This window comes from Verrucomicrobiota bacterium (assembly GCA_016871535.1).
Classification (GTDB): domain Bacteria; phylum Verrucomicrobiota; class Verrucomicrobiia; order Limisphaerales; family SIBE01; genus VHCZ01.
On the sequence record VHCZ01000147.1, the window covers coordinates 1 to 15824 of the forward strand.

Annotated in this window: 13 protein-coding genes; 3 read left to right on the plus strand and 10 right to left on the minus strand. The window is 58.8% G+C overall.

Going from position 1 to position 15824, the window contains the following annotated elements; translation table 11 throughout:
• Positions 1-131: 131 nt before the first annotated feature.
• The 6 genes from FJ398_17675 to FJ398_17700 all read right to left on the minus strand — a co-directional run bounded on the left by FJ398_17675 (position 132) and on the right by FJ398_17700 (position 5174).
• On the minus strand, positions 132-548 hold the full coding sequence (locus FJ398_17675; GenBank protein ID MBM3839760.1) for a hypothetical protein: 417 nt from the start codon (positions 546-548) through the stop codon (positions 132-134).
• A gap of 14 nt (positions 549-562) precedes the next feature.
• Positions 563-1933 carry an ISL3 family transposase gene (locus FJ398_17680; GenBank protein MBM3839761.1) on the minus strand — a complete coding sequence of 457 codons (1371 nt, stop codon included), beginning with the start codon at positions 1931-1933 and terminating at the stop codon, positions 563-565.
• Between the two features lie 465 nt (positions 1934-2398).
• On the minus strand, positions 2399-3481 hold the full coding sequence (locus FJ398_17685; GenBank protein MBM3839762.1) for a DUF362 domain-containing protein: 1083 nt from the start codon (positions 3479-3481) through the stop codon (positions 2399-2401).
• The gene (locus FJ398_17690; protein MBM3839763.1) at positions 3478-3741 is read right to left on the minus strand and encodes a hypothetical protein; all 264 of its coding nucleotides are present in this window, start codon (positions 3739-3741) and stop codon (positions 3478-3480) included. Before FJ398_17690 ends, FJ398_17685 begins: the two co-directional genes overlap by 4 nt.
• Positions 3742-3964: 223 nt before the next feature.
• Positions 3965-4816 (minus strand): ABC transporter substrate-binding protein, encoded by an 852-nt coding sequence (locus FJ398_17695; protein ID MBM3839764.1) that lies wholly within the window; start codon positions 4814-4816, stop codon positions 3965-3967.
• Positions 4817-4886: 70 nt separating this feature from the next.
• Positions 4887-5174, minus strand: a complete 288-nt coding sequence (locus FJ398_17700) for a hypothetical protein (GenBank protein MBM3839765.1) — start codon at positions 5172-5174, stop codon at positions 4887-4889.
• A gap of 533 nt (positions 5175-5707) precedes the next feature.
• Between FJ398_17700 and FJ398_17705 the strand changes: the two genes are divergently transcribed.
• A complete protein-coding gene (locus tag FJ398_17705; GenBank protein ID MBM3839766.1) occupies positions 5708-8524 on the plus strand; it encodes an ATP-dependent RNA helicase in 2817 nt (938 codons plus the stop codon).
• Between the two features lie 153 nt (positions 8525-8677).
• On the opposite strand, the gene FJ398_17710 is transcribed toward FJ398_17705, so the two are convergent.
• Positions 8678-8929, minus strand: a complete 252-nt coding sequence (locus FJ398_17710; GenBank protein MBM3839767.1) for a type II toxin-antitoxin system VapC family toxin — start codon at positions 8927-8929, stop codon at positions 8678-8680.
• 353 nt (positions 8930-9282) lie between these two features.
• On the opposite strand from FJ398_17710, the gene FJ398_17715 reads away from it, so the two are divergent.
• A complete protein-coding gene (locus FJ398_17715) occupies positions 9283-11328 on the plus strand; it encodes a hypothetical protein (GenBank protein ID MBM3839768.1) in 2046 nt (681 codons plus the stop codon).
• A 133-nt stretch (positions 11329-11461) separates the two neighbouring features.
• Complete coding sequence (locus FJ398_17720) at positions 11462-12388, plus strand: site-specific DNA-methyltransferase (protein MBM3839769.1); 927 nt, start codon at positions 11462-11464, stop codon at positions 12386-12388.
• On the opposite strand, the gene FJ398_17725 is transcribed toward FJ398_17720, so the two are convergent.
• The 3 genes from FJ398_17725 to FJ398_17735 all read right to left on the minus strand — a co-directional run.
• Entirely contained in the window at positions 12367-14775 is a 2409-nt protein-coding gene (locus FJ398_17725) for a hypothetical protein (protein ID MBM3839770.1), read from the minus strand. The two genes, FJ398_17720 and FJ398_17725, sit on opposite strands and share 22 nt — an antisense overlap.
• A gap of 10 nt (positions 14776-14785) precedes the next feature.
• Positions 14786-15553: a hypothetical protein gene (locus tag FJ398_17730; GenBank protein ID MBM3839771.1), complete on the minus strand. Its 768-nt coding sequence runs from the start codon at positions 15551-15553 to the stop codon at positions 14786-14788.
• 40 nt (positions 15554-15593) lie between these two features.
• Positions 15594-15824: PIN domain-containing protein (locus FJ398_17735; GenBank protein MBM3839772.1), on the minus strand; the 231-nt coding region annotated here is incomplete at its 5' end.

Below are 15824 nucleotides of genomic sequence, written 5' to 3' on the forward strand. Positions count from 1 at the left end.
GAATTTTGCCTGGGGCTGCGTTGCTCCTCGGTCACAGCCCCACTGGCGGGGGATGCTCGCTCGTCGCGCCTTGCCCCAGGCCAAATTGGGCGCAACGAACGTGAGCGTATTTACGAAACGGACCACTAAGCTCAGGGATTGGTCGGCCCGGCGGCGCTGGGGGCTTTCCTGCCCTCGAAGAAGCGGCTGACCAGGAACGCGAAGAGCGTGCACAGGAAAAAGACCAGCAGCACCCAGGCGACACCCTGAAGCGTGCTGATGATCGTCCGGTAAACCTCCAGTACCCAGCGCTCCATGGTCAGTTCGACAATCTCCGCGCCTTTCACCAGAGGCCGAGTGATGTATTTCTCCAGGTCCCAAACGCGCACTCCGCTCGAAATGCCGACCACGTACAAGGCGAACATCAAATAACGCAGCCAGGCCGCGCTGAGTTCGTCCGCAATGATCCGCTTCAGAATTTTCTCCACGGGAGAGCGGAAGACGCGAGCCACGATGACGGAGACAAGGGTTGAAACGATGAAGGTGACGAGGAGAAGTGTGAGAAACATATTGCACGTTGGGTTCACAGAGTCCTTAAGAATTTCGTTGGTTCTTCGCTGTTCTGAGTGGCTGGCGTCGTGGACGATCTTGGAAACAACCGGCCGGTGTCCGCTCCCTTTCCCATCGCCCTGGCCCTCTCCCCAAGGGGTTCTTCACGGATTACAGTGGGTAGAGATCTAACTTCCCGCAGAAGAATAAGATGCGAATCCGGTAGTTCGGGAAGTTTCGGAAACCCCGCGCAGCCCCTCTCAGAGCCTGTATTTTGGAGTTCAACCCCTCCGTCACTCCATTGGTAATCGGGTGCGTGATATAGGTCAGTAAGTTCTCCAAGTGCCTCTTGAGCATCCGCGCCACTTTCTTCATCGGCTCGAGACGGCTCCGGCTCATCCAGCCATACCAATCTTTGAAGAATCTCCGCGCCCATCCTTCCTCTCGATACTCCCAGAACTTCGTGAACAATTCCTTGCCCGCCCCAGGCCCTCCCCACTTTCAAATTGAGATCCTTCAGTGCCGTGAATTCCGAGGACTGTTTCTCGCTCCAATTCTGCGGATTATACAACCAGAGATGACGCGTTCCAGTGAGCGTCTGATCTTCAGTTTCCTGCAATTGCTGGTGCTCCTGCCGCCGGACCTCATCCACCGCCTTGTTCAAATACGCGCTCACATGATACTTGTCATGCACCACCGCCGCCTCCGGCATTTGAGCCGTGATCGCCCGCACAAAGGGCTCCCACATGTCCACCGCCACCGCTTCCACCATCTCCTTCTGTTCCGGGCTTAAGGTTCCCAGCACCTGCTCCGCCGCTTCCTGCGTCCGCTCCGGCACCACTTCCAGCACTCTCGATTCCTCCAAGTCGGTCAGAACCGTGATATACGACTGGCCTCCTTTGAAGCTCTTCTCATCCAACCCAAGATGCTTCAACTCCTCTAATTCCCGGCGCTCCATACCCCGTTCCACCCCGCGCCGCATAATCGCCTGCGCGCTTTCCCATCCGATCTTCAACCACTCGCACGCACTCTGGATACTGGCGCTGGCTTTCAGCACCTCGATGGCCATCCGCTCGAACAAAAGGGTGAAGCGGCTTCTCGGCCCGGCCCACGGCACGGCCACGGTCAGAACCCCGTGCGTCGGACAATCCGCGCGAGGCACCTTCGCCCGGATATCGGTCCGAAACTGCATCATATCCAGGTGCCGCCACGTCCGCTCCTCCGCGCTGTCGTAAATCGAACACTCACAGCCGCAAATCGAACATTGGACCGGAGAACCCCATTCCAAACCCAGTTCGATGTCCACGCATTTTTCCTTCAGCTTGAGTTCGACGTTCTGGATTTTCCAGGGGCTCTGGAGGCCTAAAAGTTGCGCGTAATGTTTCTGAATCTCGATATGCATCATGAGTGCCCGCCAGATTGCCAAACCGACGCCTTCCCGACAAACCCAAAAGCCTGGCCATGTTCCTCGCCTAAATCTTCAAAACCATCCTTGCGATGCGGCCAGTTCGGGGCGTGCCAACGTCGCGGTTCAATAGATTTCGTATTGAATCGCGTCTATCGAAAATGCCACGCCCACCGGCTCAAGACTCGTTTTCAAAATCCTTAGGCGAGGATTTGGGCCTGGCCCGACGCAACGGAGCGGCAGCGAAGTGGAGTTCGGCGCGAAGCGCGGCGGGCCTCGGCCATCGGACGCTTCCACATCACGCTCAGATCTTCCCTTTGAACTCCTTTTTTAACTGATTCCCCTTCTTTCCTACCCACTCCAATCCTCGAAGACCCCCCCCCAAGGAGAGGGCCGGGGTGAGGGGGAAGGTGACGATCAAACCACCGGCGCGTCGCCACTGAGCGAAGAACCGGTTTGTTCAAGTCAGCTTGGCACCACAAGCTCGATTCCCTTCTCTTTTCCAAGGTTGCGCGAATATTTCTTCTCTTGCGCGTTGTTCCGATGTTCGTGCACGCCGAGGCTCGTCAGCCTTTTGACGTGAGTGGCGTGGTCGGGATCGTAGAAGGTCCCGGACGGCGGTTGTTCCGCCAGCGCCGCTTCGTGCAGATAGTCGTCCACACCGCCCTTCCTCGGATAATCCTCCCATTCGGTCCAAAGAAAGTCGTAGCCAACGGAATCGATCGCGACGGGATCCTGTGACGCCAAGAGACTCGACGCCCAGCCGCCGTTAAACGGGGCCGAGTTCCATTGGCGCGGCGCAGGATCGCTCGGATGTTTGCCTGGATAAAGGCCGTCGATCAGGTAGAGGATGGTTTTGCCGCCGAAATGCGCATGGCCCATCAGATCCACGAGCGGGCGGTACACTTTCACTTCCTTGGAAAACGTGGCGGGATGAATGTCGTAGTATCCGGCTTGCACCGGCCACCGCACGAGCGAGCCGAAATGATTCTTGGCGCACAGCGTGACTCCGGCGGCGGTGTGGGCCTTCAGGTTCGCCAGGTTGATCAAATAATCGGCCTCTGCGATGAATCCAGGCAGAAAATCCTGCTCCTTGCCTTGCGGACGTGAACTCCAATGGAACGGCACAGGCGAAGGCGTGCATTGAGTCCGCCCAAATTTTCCACCGTGGTCCACGTAGCGCACGGCAGGAAAGGCCTTATGAAGCGGGTCGTAATACTCGTTGGCGAAATAGGCGAGGGTGTCGCCCACGGAAATGTCCGCTTCATTTGCGCCGGCGGCTGCGACAAGCTGGCGAAGCAACGCGGAAATCATCTGCGGCGCGGTGTTCATGTAATCGCGCCTCCTCTCCAGCGCGTAAGTCTCGGCATTCACGTTCTTGTCCCGCCAGATCATTCCCACGAAATTCACTTTGATCGCGATCTTTTCGCCTTTTCTGTAGCCGACATCGCCTCTTCCTCGCGCTTTGTTAAGATGCCGGAAGAGTTTGTCCCAGGCCTGCGTGTCGGACGACTCGCCTGCCAATTCGCGCACGGACCGCGACATCATGGCGTCCACACGCTGCGGATCGGTGTGCGCGTTTTCCCACCAATGCCCGTCACCCGGCCCATTCCAATGGGCGCTTCCGGATCGTGGACCCAAACCACGCGGCCGGGGTGAATGCCCTTGGCTTCACCGATCGGTTTGAGGCGCTCCGGTTCCTCGGCGGCTGTTCTCCTCGGGAGGGAGAGCGCCATTTCGCCAAGCACGGTGGCGCTGGAAATCTTGAGGAAGGTTCGGCGGGAAAACAGTTGGTCAATACTGGTCATAAGGCCCCCATTCGCTGCGCAGGTTGTTCTCGAACGTTTCACGAAAAGCCGGAACTACCGGCTCCGGCACCTAACTGAGGTGCGCCGAGAAATTCTTTGATCTGGGTCAAGCGGCAAGACGACTTTGATCCGCCTTCCGGTAGGGCTGTGCTGCCGCACAGCGATTTCAGGGGTTTTGGGGAATTCTCTCTCGGAATTCGTGAAGATTCGTGAAATTCGCGTCTCAACTCACGAATTCCAGTTCGGGACAACAGGGGATGAGTTTGCGTTCGTGTGCCTGCGTCAGAAATCTCCGGATCGATTCCCGGCCCTTTTCGCCGTAATTCAGCGTCCAGTGGTTCACGTACATTCCGACGAATCGGTCGGCTAACTCGCGTCCCATGTCGCGAGCGTATTGAAGTGCGTGCTGCACGGCCTCGGAACGGTGGTCGAGCGAATACCGGATGCTGGCGGTGAGGATGTCGGAAATGATCTTGCGCGTGAGGGGATCGAACCGTTTGTGAATGACGTTGCCCCCGAGCGGCAAAGGCAAACCATCGTTCTCCTGGCCCCACCAGATGCCCAGATCCTGGCACAATTGCAGCCCCTGATCGCGGTAAGTCAACTGCCCTTCGTGGATGATCAAACCGACGTCGGCCTGGTCCGAGCGCACCGCGTGAAAAATCTGATCGAACGGCACGACGACACAGTCGATCTCGGAAGCGGGCTTCCCTAGCCAGAGTTGCAGGGCGAGAAACGCGCTCGTCATCGTGCCCGGAACGGCAATTCGTCGGCGCGCAATGTCCTCTGTGGTGAAGGCGCGCTTCGCCACCAGCACCGGCCCGTAACCGTCGCCCATGCTCGCGCCGCTGGGGAGCACTGCGTATTGGTCGCTGACGTAAGCGTAGGCGTGGATGCTGATGGCCGTAATGTCCAGTTCGCCTCGGCGCGCGCGCTCATTCAACGTCTGAATGTCTTGGAGCACGTGCTGAAACCGAAATCCGGGTGAAGCGATCAAATCCTTGGCCAGCGCGTAGAACATGAACGCGTCGTCGGGATCGGGCGAATGGCCGAGCGTCAGCGTGCGATTTGCCATGCGCAGAAACTAGCGCGCACGCCTCCGGCTGTCACGGTTTACAGTATGAGACACACGCCTCTCGAAAGGCTCAGGCGCTGTCTCGCTGAATCTTGCTCACAAAAGTGGCGCGGGCGGCGCCGTCGAAGGGCCGGCCCTCTCGTTTGCACCACGCAGCCAATTCGTGAACATCCACATCCACCTTGTAGGCAGTCACGCCCTTCGACCGCAAATCCTCAATCAGCTTGGTGGCGGCTGCGCGCCACTCCTCATAGGTCGGGTGCAAAGAATCCGCATCAGCGGCCAAAGCTCGCAAAAGGGAATACTGGTCTTGGCTGTACCACGCCACGCCCGTCTCAACCTGGTTGTGCTTTCTCATAGTACATCCATCATACCCGGCGATGGTGCTTCACCCGGGGGCTGTCAGCAATCCGCAAGTTTTAGCGCACGGCAAAACCGAGCGCATCGAATGAGGACGCTGAGTTCCGAGGAATCGCCTGCGTAGCGCAGATTTTCAGTCTATTATCAGTATCACCGGAAATCGCCGCAGCTTGCGACGATTTTGGACTGCGGTGGCAGAGCGTAGCGGCGACACAGCTTTGGCACGGCGAGCCATGGCGACCAAAGCGGCGTGGCGCTTCGTTTCCCGCCGCAGTCCAAAAAGTTTGGTTGCGGCTTCGCCGCGCTGCGCCGCATCGCGGAATTGCATTCCGCAAGGTATCGACAAGTTCCGGCACCCTGGAATCTGCCGGAGCGCCGCCGATGACAAATCGGCGATACGGCAGACTGCAAGTCTGCGCTACAATCCGTTACGGAATGTCCTCGTTCTGAGATGCGCCGCGGCAAAGCCGAGCCAAACTCGCAGATTGTCAAGCGGCGCTGCCAAATGCATCGTTCTCGGAGAAATTCGCCATGCCAGAACGATTGCCCATCTACGAAATCGAAGCGGAGATCGTCGCTCGCCTGAAACAAAACCGGCGCCTCATCGTGCAGGCGCCGACCGGCTCGGGCAAATCGACGCAAGTGCCGCAGATGCTGCTGGAGCACGGTTTCTTGAGCACCGGCCAGGTCGTGATTTTGCAGCCGCGCCGTTTGGCGGCGCGCATGCTTGCGGCCCGCGTCGCTCAAGAACGCCAGGTGGAACTGGGGCGCGAAGTCGGCTATCAAATCCGCTTCGAGCACGTCGCGGGCTCAGAAACAAAAATCAAATACGTCACCGAAGGCATCCTCCTCCGGCAAATCGTGCAGGACCCCAGATTGGCCGGCGTGCAAGCGCTGATCTTTGACGAGTTTCACGAGCGCCATCTTTATGGCGACATCACGCTGGCGCAGGCGTTGGACCTTCAAGAAAACGCGCGCCCGGATTTGCTGCTGCTCGTCATGTCCGCGACACTGGATGCGGGCGCGCTCCAGTCTTACCTCAACCCGTGCGCCACGCTGTCATCGGAGGGGCGGATTTTTCCGGTGGACATCGAATTTGCCGCGCGCCGCGCGCCGTCCAACGCTCCGCCCGTTTGGGAACTCGCGGCGGAAGCGTTCGGCGATTTTGTCCGGTCGGGCGGCGAGGGCGACGTGCTCGTGTTCATGCCGGGCAGTTTCGAGATTCAACAGACGATCGAGGCGATCCGGCAAACTCCGGAGTCAAAGGGCTTCGTGATTCTTCCGTTGCACGGCGAACTTCCTCCGCGCGACCAGGACGCCGCCGTCGCGCGGTATGGTCAACCCAAGGTCGTGGTATCGACCAACGTCGCCGAGACTTCCCTGACGATTGACGGCGTGCGCCTGGTGATCGACAGCGGCCTGGCGCGGATTCCGCGTTACGATCCGAATCGCGGCATCAATACGCTGCTCATCGAGAAAATCAGCCGCGCCTCGGCCGATCAACGCGCCGGGCGCGCGGGCCGCACGGCGCCGGGCCGATGCGTGCGGTTATGGTCGCATCAAGAGCATCTGGAAAGGCCGACGCACGAGCTTCCGGAAATCAAACGGCTCGATCTCTCCGAAGTCGTGCTGACGCTGAAAGCCGCGGGCGTTCAGGATTTGCGTCGCTTCCGCTGGCTCGAACCGCCCAAGGAAGAAGCCCTGGCGCACGCCGAGGAACTGCTCACGGATTTGGGTGCGCTAAAAGTAGGACAAGCTTCCAGCTTGTCCCAATCCGATGCTTCGGAGAAATCTGGCATTAATGCTGGACCTGCGGCGCCTTCCCCCTCACCCCGGCCCTCTCCCGCTGGGAGAGGGAGCCGCGCCGTCAGCGTGTCTCGACGAGCTGAAGCCCCGGATTCATCCACGGCTGCGGGACAAATCCCCTCTCCCTGGGGAGAGGGCCAGGGTGAGGGAGAAAGCGGCGGACACGAAACCAGCGCCTCGAATTCTCAAAGCGCGCCAGGCACACGAGCCGATCCTCTCCCACCTCTCGCGATCACAGACTTAGGCCGCCGCATGCTCGCGTTCCCGGTACACCCGCGCTATGCGCGCATGCTCTTGGCCGCGCAAGAATACGGCTGCGTTTATCAAGCGTGCCTCGTCGCGGCGTTGACCCAGGGCCGCGATCTGTTGATCCGGAATCCCGGCAAACAGGTCGAATCCTTCCGCGAAGACTTGTTTGGCGAACGCGCGTCGTCGGATTTCTGGATTCTGATGCGCGCCTGGAATTACGCGGCGAAGAACGGCTTCCGGTTGGAAGCGTGCCGGAAGGTTGGCGTTCACGCGGTCACGGCTCGGCAAGTCGGACCGTTGCTCGACCAATTCCTCGAAATCGCGAGACGCGAAGGCTTGCGCGCCGAACCCGTTTCCGTGCCGGATGAAGCACTGCAGAAGTGCATCCTGATTGGTTTTTCCGACCGCGTCGCGCGGCGATTGGACGAAGGCACGCTGCGCTGTGAATTGGCGCACAACCGCCGCGGCACGCTGGCGCGCGAAAGCGTGGTGCAGCAAAGCCCGCTCTTGGTTGCCGCCGAAGTGCGCGAGATCGAAGGCCGCGAGCAATCCGTGAACACGCTGTTGTCTCTGGCCACGGCGATTGAGGCCGACTGGCTGCGCCAGTTGTTTCCCGAGGACCTCCTGAGCGAATCGCGCGTTTATTACGACGCGGCGACGCGGCGTGTTTACGCGGAAGAACAACTCCGCTTTCGCGATCTGGCGTTGTCCGCGCGCCGCCTCGAACCGCCCCCGGCGGACGCCGCGGCGCGGATTCTGGCGGATGAAGTCCTGCAGGGCCGTCTGGTCTTGAAGCACTGGGATCACAGCGTGGACCAGTGGATTCTGCGGCTGAATCTGCTGAGCCAGTGGTGCCCGGAGCTTCAATTGACTCCGATTCAGGAAGCGGATCGGCGGCACCTGGTCGAACAGATTTGCCACGGCGCGATTTCTTACAAAGACATCAAGGATCGCGAGGTGAAATCCGCGATCAAATCCTGGCTTTCGGACGGGCAGCAGGAACTCGTGGAGAAACACGCGCCGGAGCGGTTGGCGCTCTCGAACGGAAAAAATCCGAAGGTGACTTACGTCGCCGACGGCCCGCCTTACATCGCCTTGCGAATTCAGGAGTTGTTCGGCGTGCAGGCCACGCCGCGGTTGGCCCTGGGGCGCGTTGCGGTCTTGATCCACATTCTTGCGCCGAACATGCGGGATGTGCAGATCACCCAAGACCTGCCCGGATTTTGGAAGGAACATTACCCGCGCATCAAGCAGGAGCTTCAGCGCAAGTATCCCAAGCACGAGTGGCGGTGAGGGGCACTTCTTGAACATTGTCCCCGTAGCGCAGAGTTGAGTAGAGATCTGGCCACCAACCCGAATCACCTGAACGGCTGCAACTGGGAGCCGGGATCTTCAAGGTGATTCCCCCTGGCACGGTCGCCATGCACTCGCGCTCGCCGCACCGTGTCATGATTCAACGACGGTGAGCGATGGAACAAGCCTGCGGAATTCCCTGCCGTTGCGCGTCAACAAGCCTTGAAACCGCAGGGCGAATGCGCCGATGAGAATGTCCGCAATTGGGTGCTTGAGAATCGCACCTTGACGTTTCTGCTTCACGTAATTGTGGCAGGCGAAGTGTCGCATCCAACTCAGAAGCTCACGAGCTTCGCTTTCAGAGAGCTTCTTGACTTTTTCGAGAGCAAGTTCAACCGCGCTCACAGACAGACGATAGCCGGATCTTTCCCTACTGCAGGAAGGCTTTGGCGGTCCACAAGCCCCGCTGAACCAGCCCTCGGTTCGCCCGCTATTGCGCGGGGCGAAACATCGCAGGCATTCTGCCGCAGGACGGGGGAGCAGTGTACGGATCGCCCAGATGGGACGGGAGTTTAGTACTGCGAGGGCTGGACCACTTCGTGTAATCTCGGTGCGTGAAGCTGGCGACGATCGGCTTACTGTCAGTGGCAATTTCGGCGTGCATCTTTCGCACTTCCGCCGAGGCAGAGTTGCCAAGGACGCCGCCTTTGGGCCCGCCCGGCCAATCAGCGCGATACGTTCATCAAACGGAAACGGGCTTGCCTGGAACCACGGTGAAGGCTTACTCCGTCGCCTGGGGGGCCATCGAACCCACAGCGCAAGGCGATGGCCAGTGGCTCCGGCTGCACGCGACAAAAACCAACGGCGAGGAGTTTCGCGTTTGGTTGCTCGCCGCGAGTTATCCAACCAGGACGCTGAGCGACGCTCGGAAACGCATCGCGCGTTTTGTCGTTCAGCATGGCGCAGCAGCTCCCCGCGAATTCCATAACCGGCTCTCGGGCGAAGCCGTGCTGCCTTCCTTGGGTGGCTGGCGATATCTGATCCCTCATTCCACAGAGCCAAGCGAAGATCCCCATCAAGCAGGCGGATTCCCAAAGCAGACGCGCTACCTCGGGCATCCGTATCGGCTCGAAGCCGTGGACGAGGCGGACGTGGCCATGGCGCCTCCGGGCCTCCAACGGATCGAATTGCTCCCCGATGTGCTGGTCGGCGTTCCGAGCAACGCGCGGCAAAAGGACGAGACTCGCCGCTATGACGGCTCCGACTACGAGATGGTCCGGCTGACGCGCGAGGATTTCCGTGAGATGGCGGACGCCGGCATCAACTGCCTGAAGGTTGACGCCGGGCAACTCCCCTGGATTGAAGATCTCCACGTCTTCTATTGGGGTGTGGGCGGAAAGGATGTCTCGTATCCGGAATGTCTCTACGACAGCCGTTACCTCGGCCCGGCGTTGTTCCTGGACGAACCGGCGGTCTCCACCCGAGACCATGTGATCCGGCCCCGTTTGGAGAAGGACGCCGCGTTTCGGAAAGCGCTGACTCCGCAAATCGCTTTCGACGCATTTCGCGAATACTTCCGTCACGCGTGGCAAGAGGGCGCGCCCACGGTTCTGCTCAAAGGGCTGGCCGCAAGACCGGATGTCGCGCTGGGCGACGTGCAATTCCGGCAGGAGAATTTGTTCAGTTGGGAGACGATGGTGAGCACGGCGGCTTACCAGTTGTCGCAAGATCCCGCCGTGCCTGCGGCGATGGTCTTCGAGCCTCCCGGACGCGTCGGCACGCTCCGGACGCTGCCGGAATTGAACATGACTTACGGCTGTCAGCTTGCAGTCGATGATCCGAAGAATTTCATCGGCATTCTCTACGGCTTCCTGCGCGGCGCTGCGCGGCTCACGGGCAAGACGTGGGGCACGAGCATTTACGGCGCGGTGGATCGGGCGGACGCGTTCTGGTTCCTGAGCCACGCCTACGATCTGGGTGCGACGCGCTTTTTCTTTTGGGACAACGCCCAGCTCGCCTGTGTGCCTTACCCCGAATGCCTGGCGCTGGCGCGGAATCTCCAGATGCGCGTCGAGAATTTTCCGCAACGCGATCTGGAAAAACTCCGTCACGCCGCGGAAGTCGTCATCTTGCTGCCGCCCGGCTACAACCTGGGACATGTGCAACTGGGGAAAGGGAGCTTGTGGGGCGTTGGCGAACTGAATCTCGAACGCCTCAACGCGAAGGGCGTGAAATACCGCGACGTCATGCGAAACTTCTTTGTGGAAATCGAACGCTGCCTCCGGCTGGGCGTTGCCTTCGATCTGTTGTGGGACTTGCCCGGCATTCAGCCGGCGGGTTACCGGGAAATCGTGCGCGTCCGCGAAGATGGAAAAGTGGATGTGATCGAAGATGGAAAATCTTTGACGCTGGATCGCGCGCGAACCCCTGTGCGACCGTCCGGCGCTCCACCCGAACTCAGCGTAACGCTGTCCGCGGACCAGGGAAAAGCCCCGCTCGCGATCACGGCCCGCGCGACCGTCGTCGAAACCACCGCGCCGGTCTTTTACACGTTGGGCACGGACCGCCAGGGTGTTTATCAGAACGCCATGGTCGCCTGGGAACTCTACGGGCCAGACGAAGAAGATCATCGTTTTCTTCAATCAGCCGCGTCGAAGCCACGCGCCGCGCGAGACGGCAAGCGCGTGGACGTCGTGGTTGAATTCAAGCTTGACCGACCGGGCCACTACCGCCTCCGCGCCGCCACGGCTGATCTGGCCGGGCGAAGCGCGGTCAGTTGGTCGCCCATCGTTGCCAGAGAGTAAGCCATCGACCATCCAACGACTCACCGCGCCGAGGTGTCACACCGCAACGAATTCGAGGAGATGAAAGCCTGATTTAGCGGCGGGTGAAATTGCTGGATCCATTTGCAGTTCGTGGTAGAATGAATGTGAACGAATGAAAATAGCCCAGCACTTTCGGGATACAAATGACGTGACGTTATTTCGCGGTGATTGCGTTGAGTTGCTGCGTAAGATCCACGACGAATCGGCTCAACTTGTTGTCACTTCCCCGCCTTACAACGTGGGAAAGGAATACGAAAAGGAAGTCACGATTGAAGACTACTTGAAGTTCCAGCGCGTGGTTATCGAGGAGTGCGTCAGGATCGTGCGGCCCGGTGGGAGCATTTGTTGGCAGGTCGGGAACCACGTCAACGGGCACGGACAGATGATCCCGCTGGATATCTTGCTCCACCCGCTGTTCGCAGAGTATGCGAGCACGGACGTCATCCGACTCCGTAACCGAATTGTGTGGCATTTCGAGCACGGACTTCACTGCAAGAATCGGTTTTCCGGCAGGCACGAGACGATCCTCTGGTATTCAAAGGGCGACAAATACGTGTTCAATCTCGACGCGGTGCGAATCCCTCAGAAGTATCCGGGCAAGCTCGCTTACAAGGGGGATCGCCGTGGTCAGTATTCCTGCAATCCACTTGGCAAGAACCCCGGCGATGTTTGGATCATTCCGAACGTGAAAAACAACCACGTCGAAAAGACCTCCCATCCTTGCCAGTTTCCGATTGAGATTCCAGAGCGGCTCATTCTCGCGCTCGCTAAAGAAGGAGATTTGGTAGTCGATCCATTCCTTGGTGTCGGCACTGTGGCCGTCGCGGCTGTGCTTCACGAGAGGCGTGTGGCGGGTGCCGACATCAAGGAGAAGTATCTGGCCGTCGCACGAAAGCGTATCTCCGCCGCCATTGCGGGCCACCTCAAGCGTCGGCCATTTGGCCAGCCAGTTTACCAGCCGAAGCCAAACTCGCCTCTGACAACCTCGCCTTGGATCGCAAGGTCCCAGCCGAAATCCTACTTTACCAACGCCCGATAAACGTCGTTGGCTAATTTGAACTTGTGCTCATCGACCTTGGCATGAATTTCGGCAATTTCCCGCCTCGGAGGTAGAAGAAGATCGTTATCATCAAATTGCTGTTGTAGCGTTCTGAACGAAACCTCCTCGACCAAGAGCGAGGCCAAACGCTGTTGTGCCTGCGTATCTTGGCTGAGCCTGCGATCGAATTCCTTCCGCGCTTCTTCCTTCGTTGTGCCTGTCCCGAAAATGAACTTGTTCAGCGGGTCGAGTGTATTGATGGTGATAACACCTGCTGCGAACTTGCTCGGAGCGTGATCGTCAAGTTCATCGTATTCCACGCGCTGAAAGAAGCCGGCGTCATTCGGATCCGGTTCATCGAGCCGGATGTAGCCGGGAGCAACGACGTGATCCGAGCTGATCTTGGTGCGCGCCTCAACCGTCGCGTGCTGGTTCCAGGCAGTTCCTCTCCAGGGGACGAGAACCCGCAGCACGTTCTGCCCTCGAACACCGTGCTGGTTTGCATCGAGTTTGATGTCGAACTGCTGAACGGCGCTTCCTGCCAAGTCAATGAGATCGACGCTCCCAAGCTGTTTGGTAATGGCGAATCTGACATAGTGGCCTGGCGTAACGACGCAAGGGTTCACGTAAAGAACGAGGTTGTTTCGCCGGTTCGGGCGCCCCATCGAAGTCTGCGGTCGAAACTCCATTATCGCCGGAGGGGAAATAACCGGTTCGTCCAACACGTCCTCGATTTGGAGAGTTGCCGGCACTGGATTTCCGTCAGAGCATTCGACCAAGGCGTCCACAGTTCCATGCAGACCCACTGTGGATGCGGACACTGTATAGGCGAAGGCGAAAAAGTTCTGGTGCGGTGGCCATCGTGGGCTTTGCTTTCGGTAAACTCTCTCGGTTTCTGGCTGCACGGTGATGCCGTCGGTGGCGGTCGCTACAATCTCACAACCGTCGTTCACCATGTCGTCTCGCACGAGGAGTAACACCTTTCGCGGACGGCCCGCGGTGAGCTTTGTCGTGCGAGGAAAAAACGCCACTGGTTCAGTTGGCGGTTGAGGTATCTCATCTTCGCCGCCTGAACCGGGGCCGGTCTTCTCCGTTATCTGCTGGAAAAACTTGTTCAAGTGTTTGAGCGCGTCCTCGATCTTCTTGCGGGTTTGCTCCGAAAACTTGCTCTGGTCTCGTTCTTCGACCCGCTTTCTCTCGCGGTCGTAGCGGGGGCGTAGTTCTTTGGCGAGAAACTCAAGCAGAGCCTTGCTAAACTCATGCTCCCGATTGAAGCCTTCGCGGTCCACGCGGAGCGGGGAAGTAAAGTCAACGTTGAGGTGCCGTTCCAGAACTGCACGAAGCCCGTTGACTCTGATGACGCCAAAGACATGCCTGAGGAATTCTGCCCGCTCGTAATCAGGATCAACAAAAGTCAGGTCATAAACGGCGTCGAGGTCATCTACGATGAGCAGGCCATTCTCGCGAGCCTCGTGGTCAACACCCGCCCCTTCAAGCTTCCGATCGGAACGCGCCAGCAGGAAATCGATTTTGAGGGGCTCAAACCCCCTGCCTGGGTCGAATTTTTCGGAAAAGGACCCGATGACAGGGCCGACGGGGAAGTCAAATGTCACGGGATCTGTCTGCACCCCAGCGGCGCGATACTGCCGTAGGATCAACTCGACATTGGGGTCTGCGGCGATGAGCCGGAGCATGAAGAAATTTGCCAGCTTCGAGACGATGTAGGGCGGGTCGGGTATTCGGCATCTTTTGTCGCTGAGCACAAGTCGGACAGCAGTCCCCGATGTTGCTGGGGTTAGAAACCCGTTTTTGAAGTCCTTTGGCTGAGGTTTATCCGAGTACTCCAGCGTGATGGTCCATCTTCCATTTTTGGCCCACTCGCCTCGTGCCGTGGTCAACTGCTCACCGTTGAACGTCTGAACGACGGCTTCACGATGAGCGCGCAGCACGTCGGATAGGCCTCGGCCAAACAGGTTCCTGCCGGTCATGCCGCCGGCCAGGTCTTTGCGGTCGCCGGCAATATCTTCCAGCGCCATCCTCAACTCCTGAGCACTCATTCCTTGGGCTTCGTCTATCACGACAATTTCACGAGGAGTGCGCCCATGACTCCTGGCAGTCACTACGTCCATGATTATTTTCCGTTTCGGTTGCTTTCCGGCAAGCTGCGACTTCAGCGCCGCAGTATTCAAGTGGTTTCCTTTGGCCTCTCCGAACATCAAACCCACCAAGCCACTGCTTTGTTGCAATTTGTGTTTCCGCTTTGCGCTGGAGTCGCTGTTCGTAATCAGCTCTGCGATTGTCTTGCAAAAACTGCGCCCTACTGCCTCGTTGGGTTGTCGCCGCTCCTCGCGGGCGGCTAACCGAGGTTCAAAGGTATCACGGATCATATTCGCCTCCTCATTTTGTATCTGCCCTGTTCAAATAAGCGGAAAATCGTTCTTCGACACGGTCGAGAAACGCCAAGAAGTCCTTGTCTTCAGCGGCCTGGGCATCGGCCCTAAGTTGGCGCAACGCTTTGCGAATCTCGGATGGTGGGGTGTGGTCGTAAAGCGATACAAGCCCGAGGAAGTGAACGATGTCGGTTTCCTCGAATCTTCCTTCCGCATATCGTCTGTAAAGGAGCTTACCCTTGCCGTCCGCGATGATTTGAGCCGGATTCCGCGTGCGTTCGCGTCCACGCGCCATCGGTCGAACTTCCGCTACTGAAGTCTGCTCAACTTCCTTTCCCTCGAAGGTCGGAGCGCCGACCGCCTCCAAAACTTTGGCTGCGGCTTCGCGGCCCTTCTCGGTCAAGAAGACGCCTCTGCGTGGATCAGACGTGGCTAGTCCGCGATACTTGGGCCGCATCTGAAGCAACGTTCTGTTCGTGCGCATGGCGTCCGGAGACTCGGGAAATCCAGTGAGAGCAAACTGCGCAGGAAACAGACGGGCGTTCAGTACACTGATGTTCTCATAGGTCGTCGGAATTTCCCAAGTCGCCAACCAACTGATCGAATAAGCCGTCAGGTGCGGGAGCGAGAACTCGAACGGTTCGTAGAGCTTCCGATCTTTGGGATCGACGCGTAGTAAATCTCTTGCGTCAATAGGCCGCCGACACTGATCGCGCTGATCCTGCGGCGTCAATTGTTTCGAGCCGTACTCCGGTTTTGTTTCCTTCAGTTCCATTCCATTCCTTCGCGTTCAGAGCCATTTCGGCGGCGTTCCTTTAGCCGCATCCCACCCAGTTGATTTTGATCTCCTTTTCCAGCGCCTTGAACTCCGGGTCGCCGGTGACGAGTTCGGCTTTCTTTTCCTTCGCCAGCGCGGCGGCGAAGGCGTCGGCGAGGCTCAATTTGAAGCGGGCTTTGAAATCGGCGGCGGTGTCGGCCAGCGCGCGGTCGGCCGAATGAAAATCGATGGGCGCCGCCTGCAACTCGGAGGCAATCGTCGCCCAGGC

Coding starts and splice junctions, on each gene's coding strand:
- FJ398_17675 (MBM3839760.1), bottom strand. CDS start 548: ATGTTTCTCACACTTCTCCTCGTCACCTTCATCGTTTCAACCCTTGTC.
- FJ398_17680 (MBM3839761.1), bottom strand. CDS start 1,933: ATGATGCATATCGAGATTCAGAAACATTACGCGCAACTTTTAGGCCTC.
- FJ398_17685 (MBM3839762.1), bottom strand. CDS start 3,481: ATGATGTCGCGGTCCGTGCGCGAATTGGCAGGCGAGTCGTCCGACACG.
- FJ398_17690 (MBM3839763.1), bottom strand. CDS start 3,741: ATGACCAGTATTGACCAACTGTTTTCCCGCCGAACCTTCCTCAAGATT.
- FJ398_17695 (MBM3839764.1), bottom strand. CDS start 4,816: ATGGCAAATCGCACGCTGACGCTCGGCCATTCGCCCGATCCCGACGAC.
- FJ398_17700 (MBM3839765.1), bottom strand. CDS start 5,174: ATGAGAAAGCACAACCAGGTTGAGACGGGCGTGGCGTGGTACAGCCAA.
- FJ398_17705 (MBM3839766.1), top strand. CDS start 5,708: ATGCCAGAACGATTGCCCATCTACGAAATCGAAGCGGAGATCGTCGCT.
- FJ398_17720 (MBM3839769.1), top strand. CDS start 11,462: ATGAAAATAGCCCAGCACTTTCGGGATACAAATGACGTGACGTTATTT.
- FJ398_17725 (MBM3839770.1), bottom strand. CDS start 14,775: ATGATCCGTGATACCTTTGAACCTCGGTTAGCCGCCCGCGAGGAGCGG.
- FJ398_17730 (MBM3839771.1), bottom strand. CDS start 15,553: ATGGAACTGAAGGAAACAAAACCGGAGTACGGCTCGAAACAATTGACG.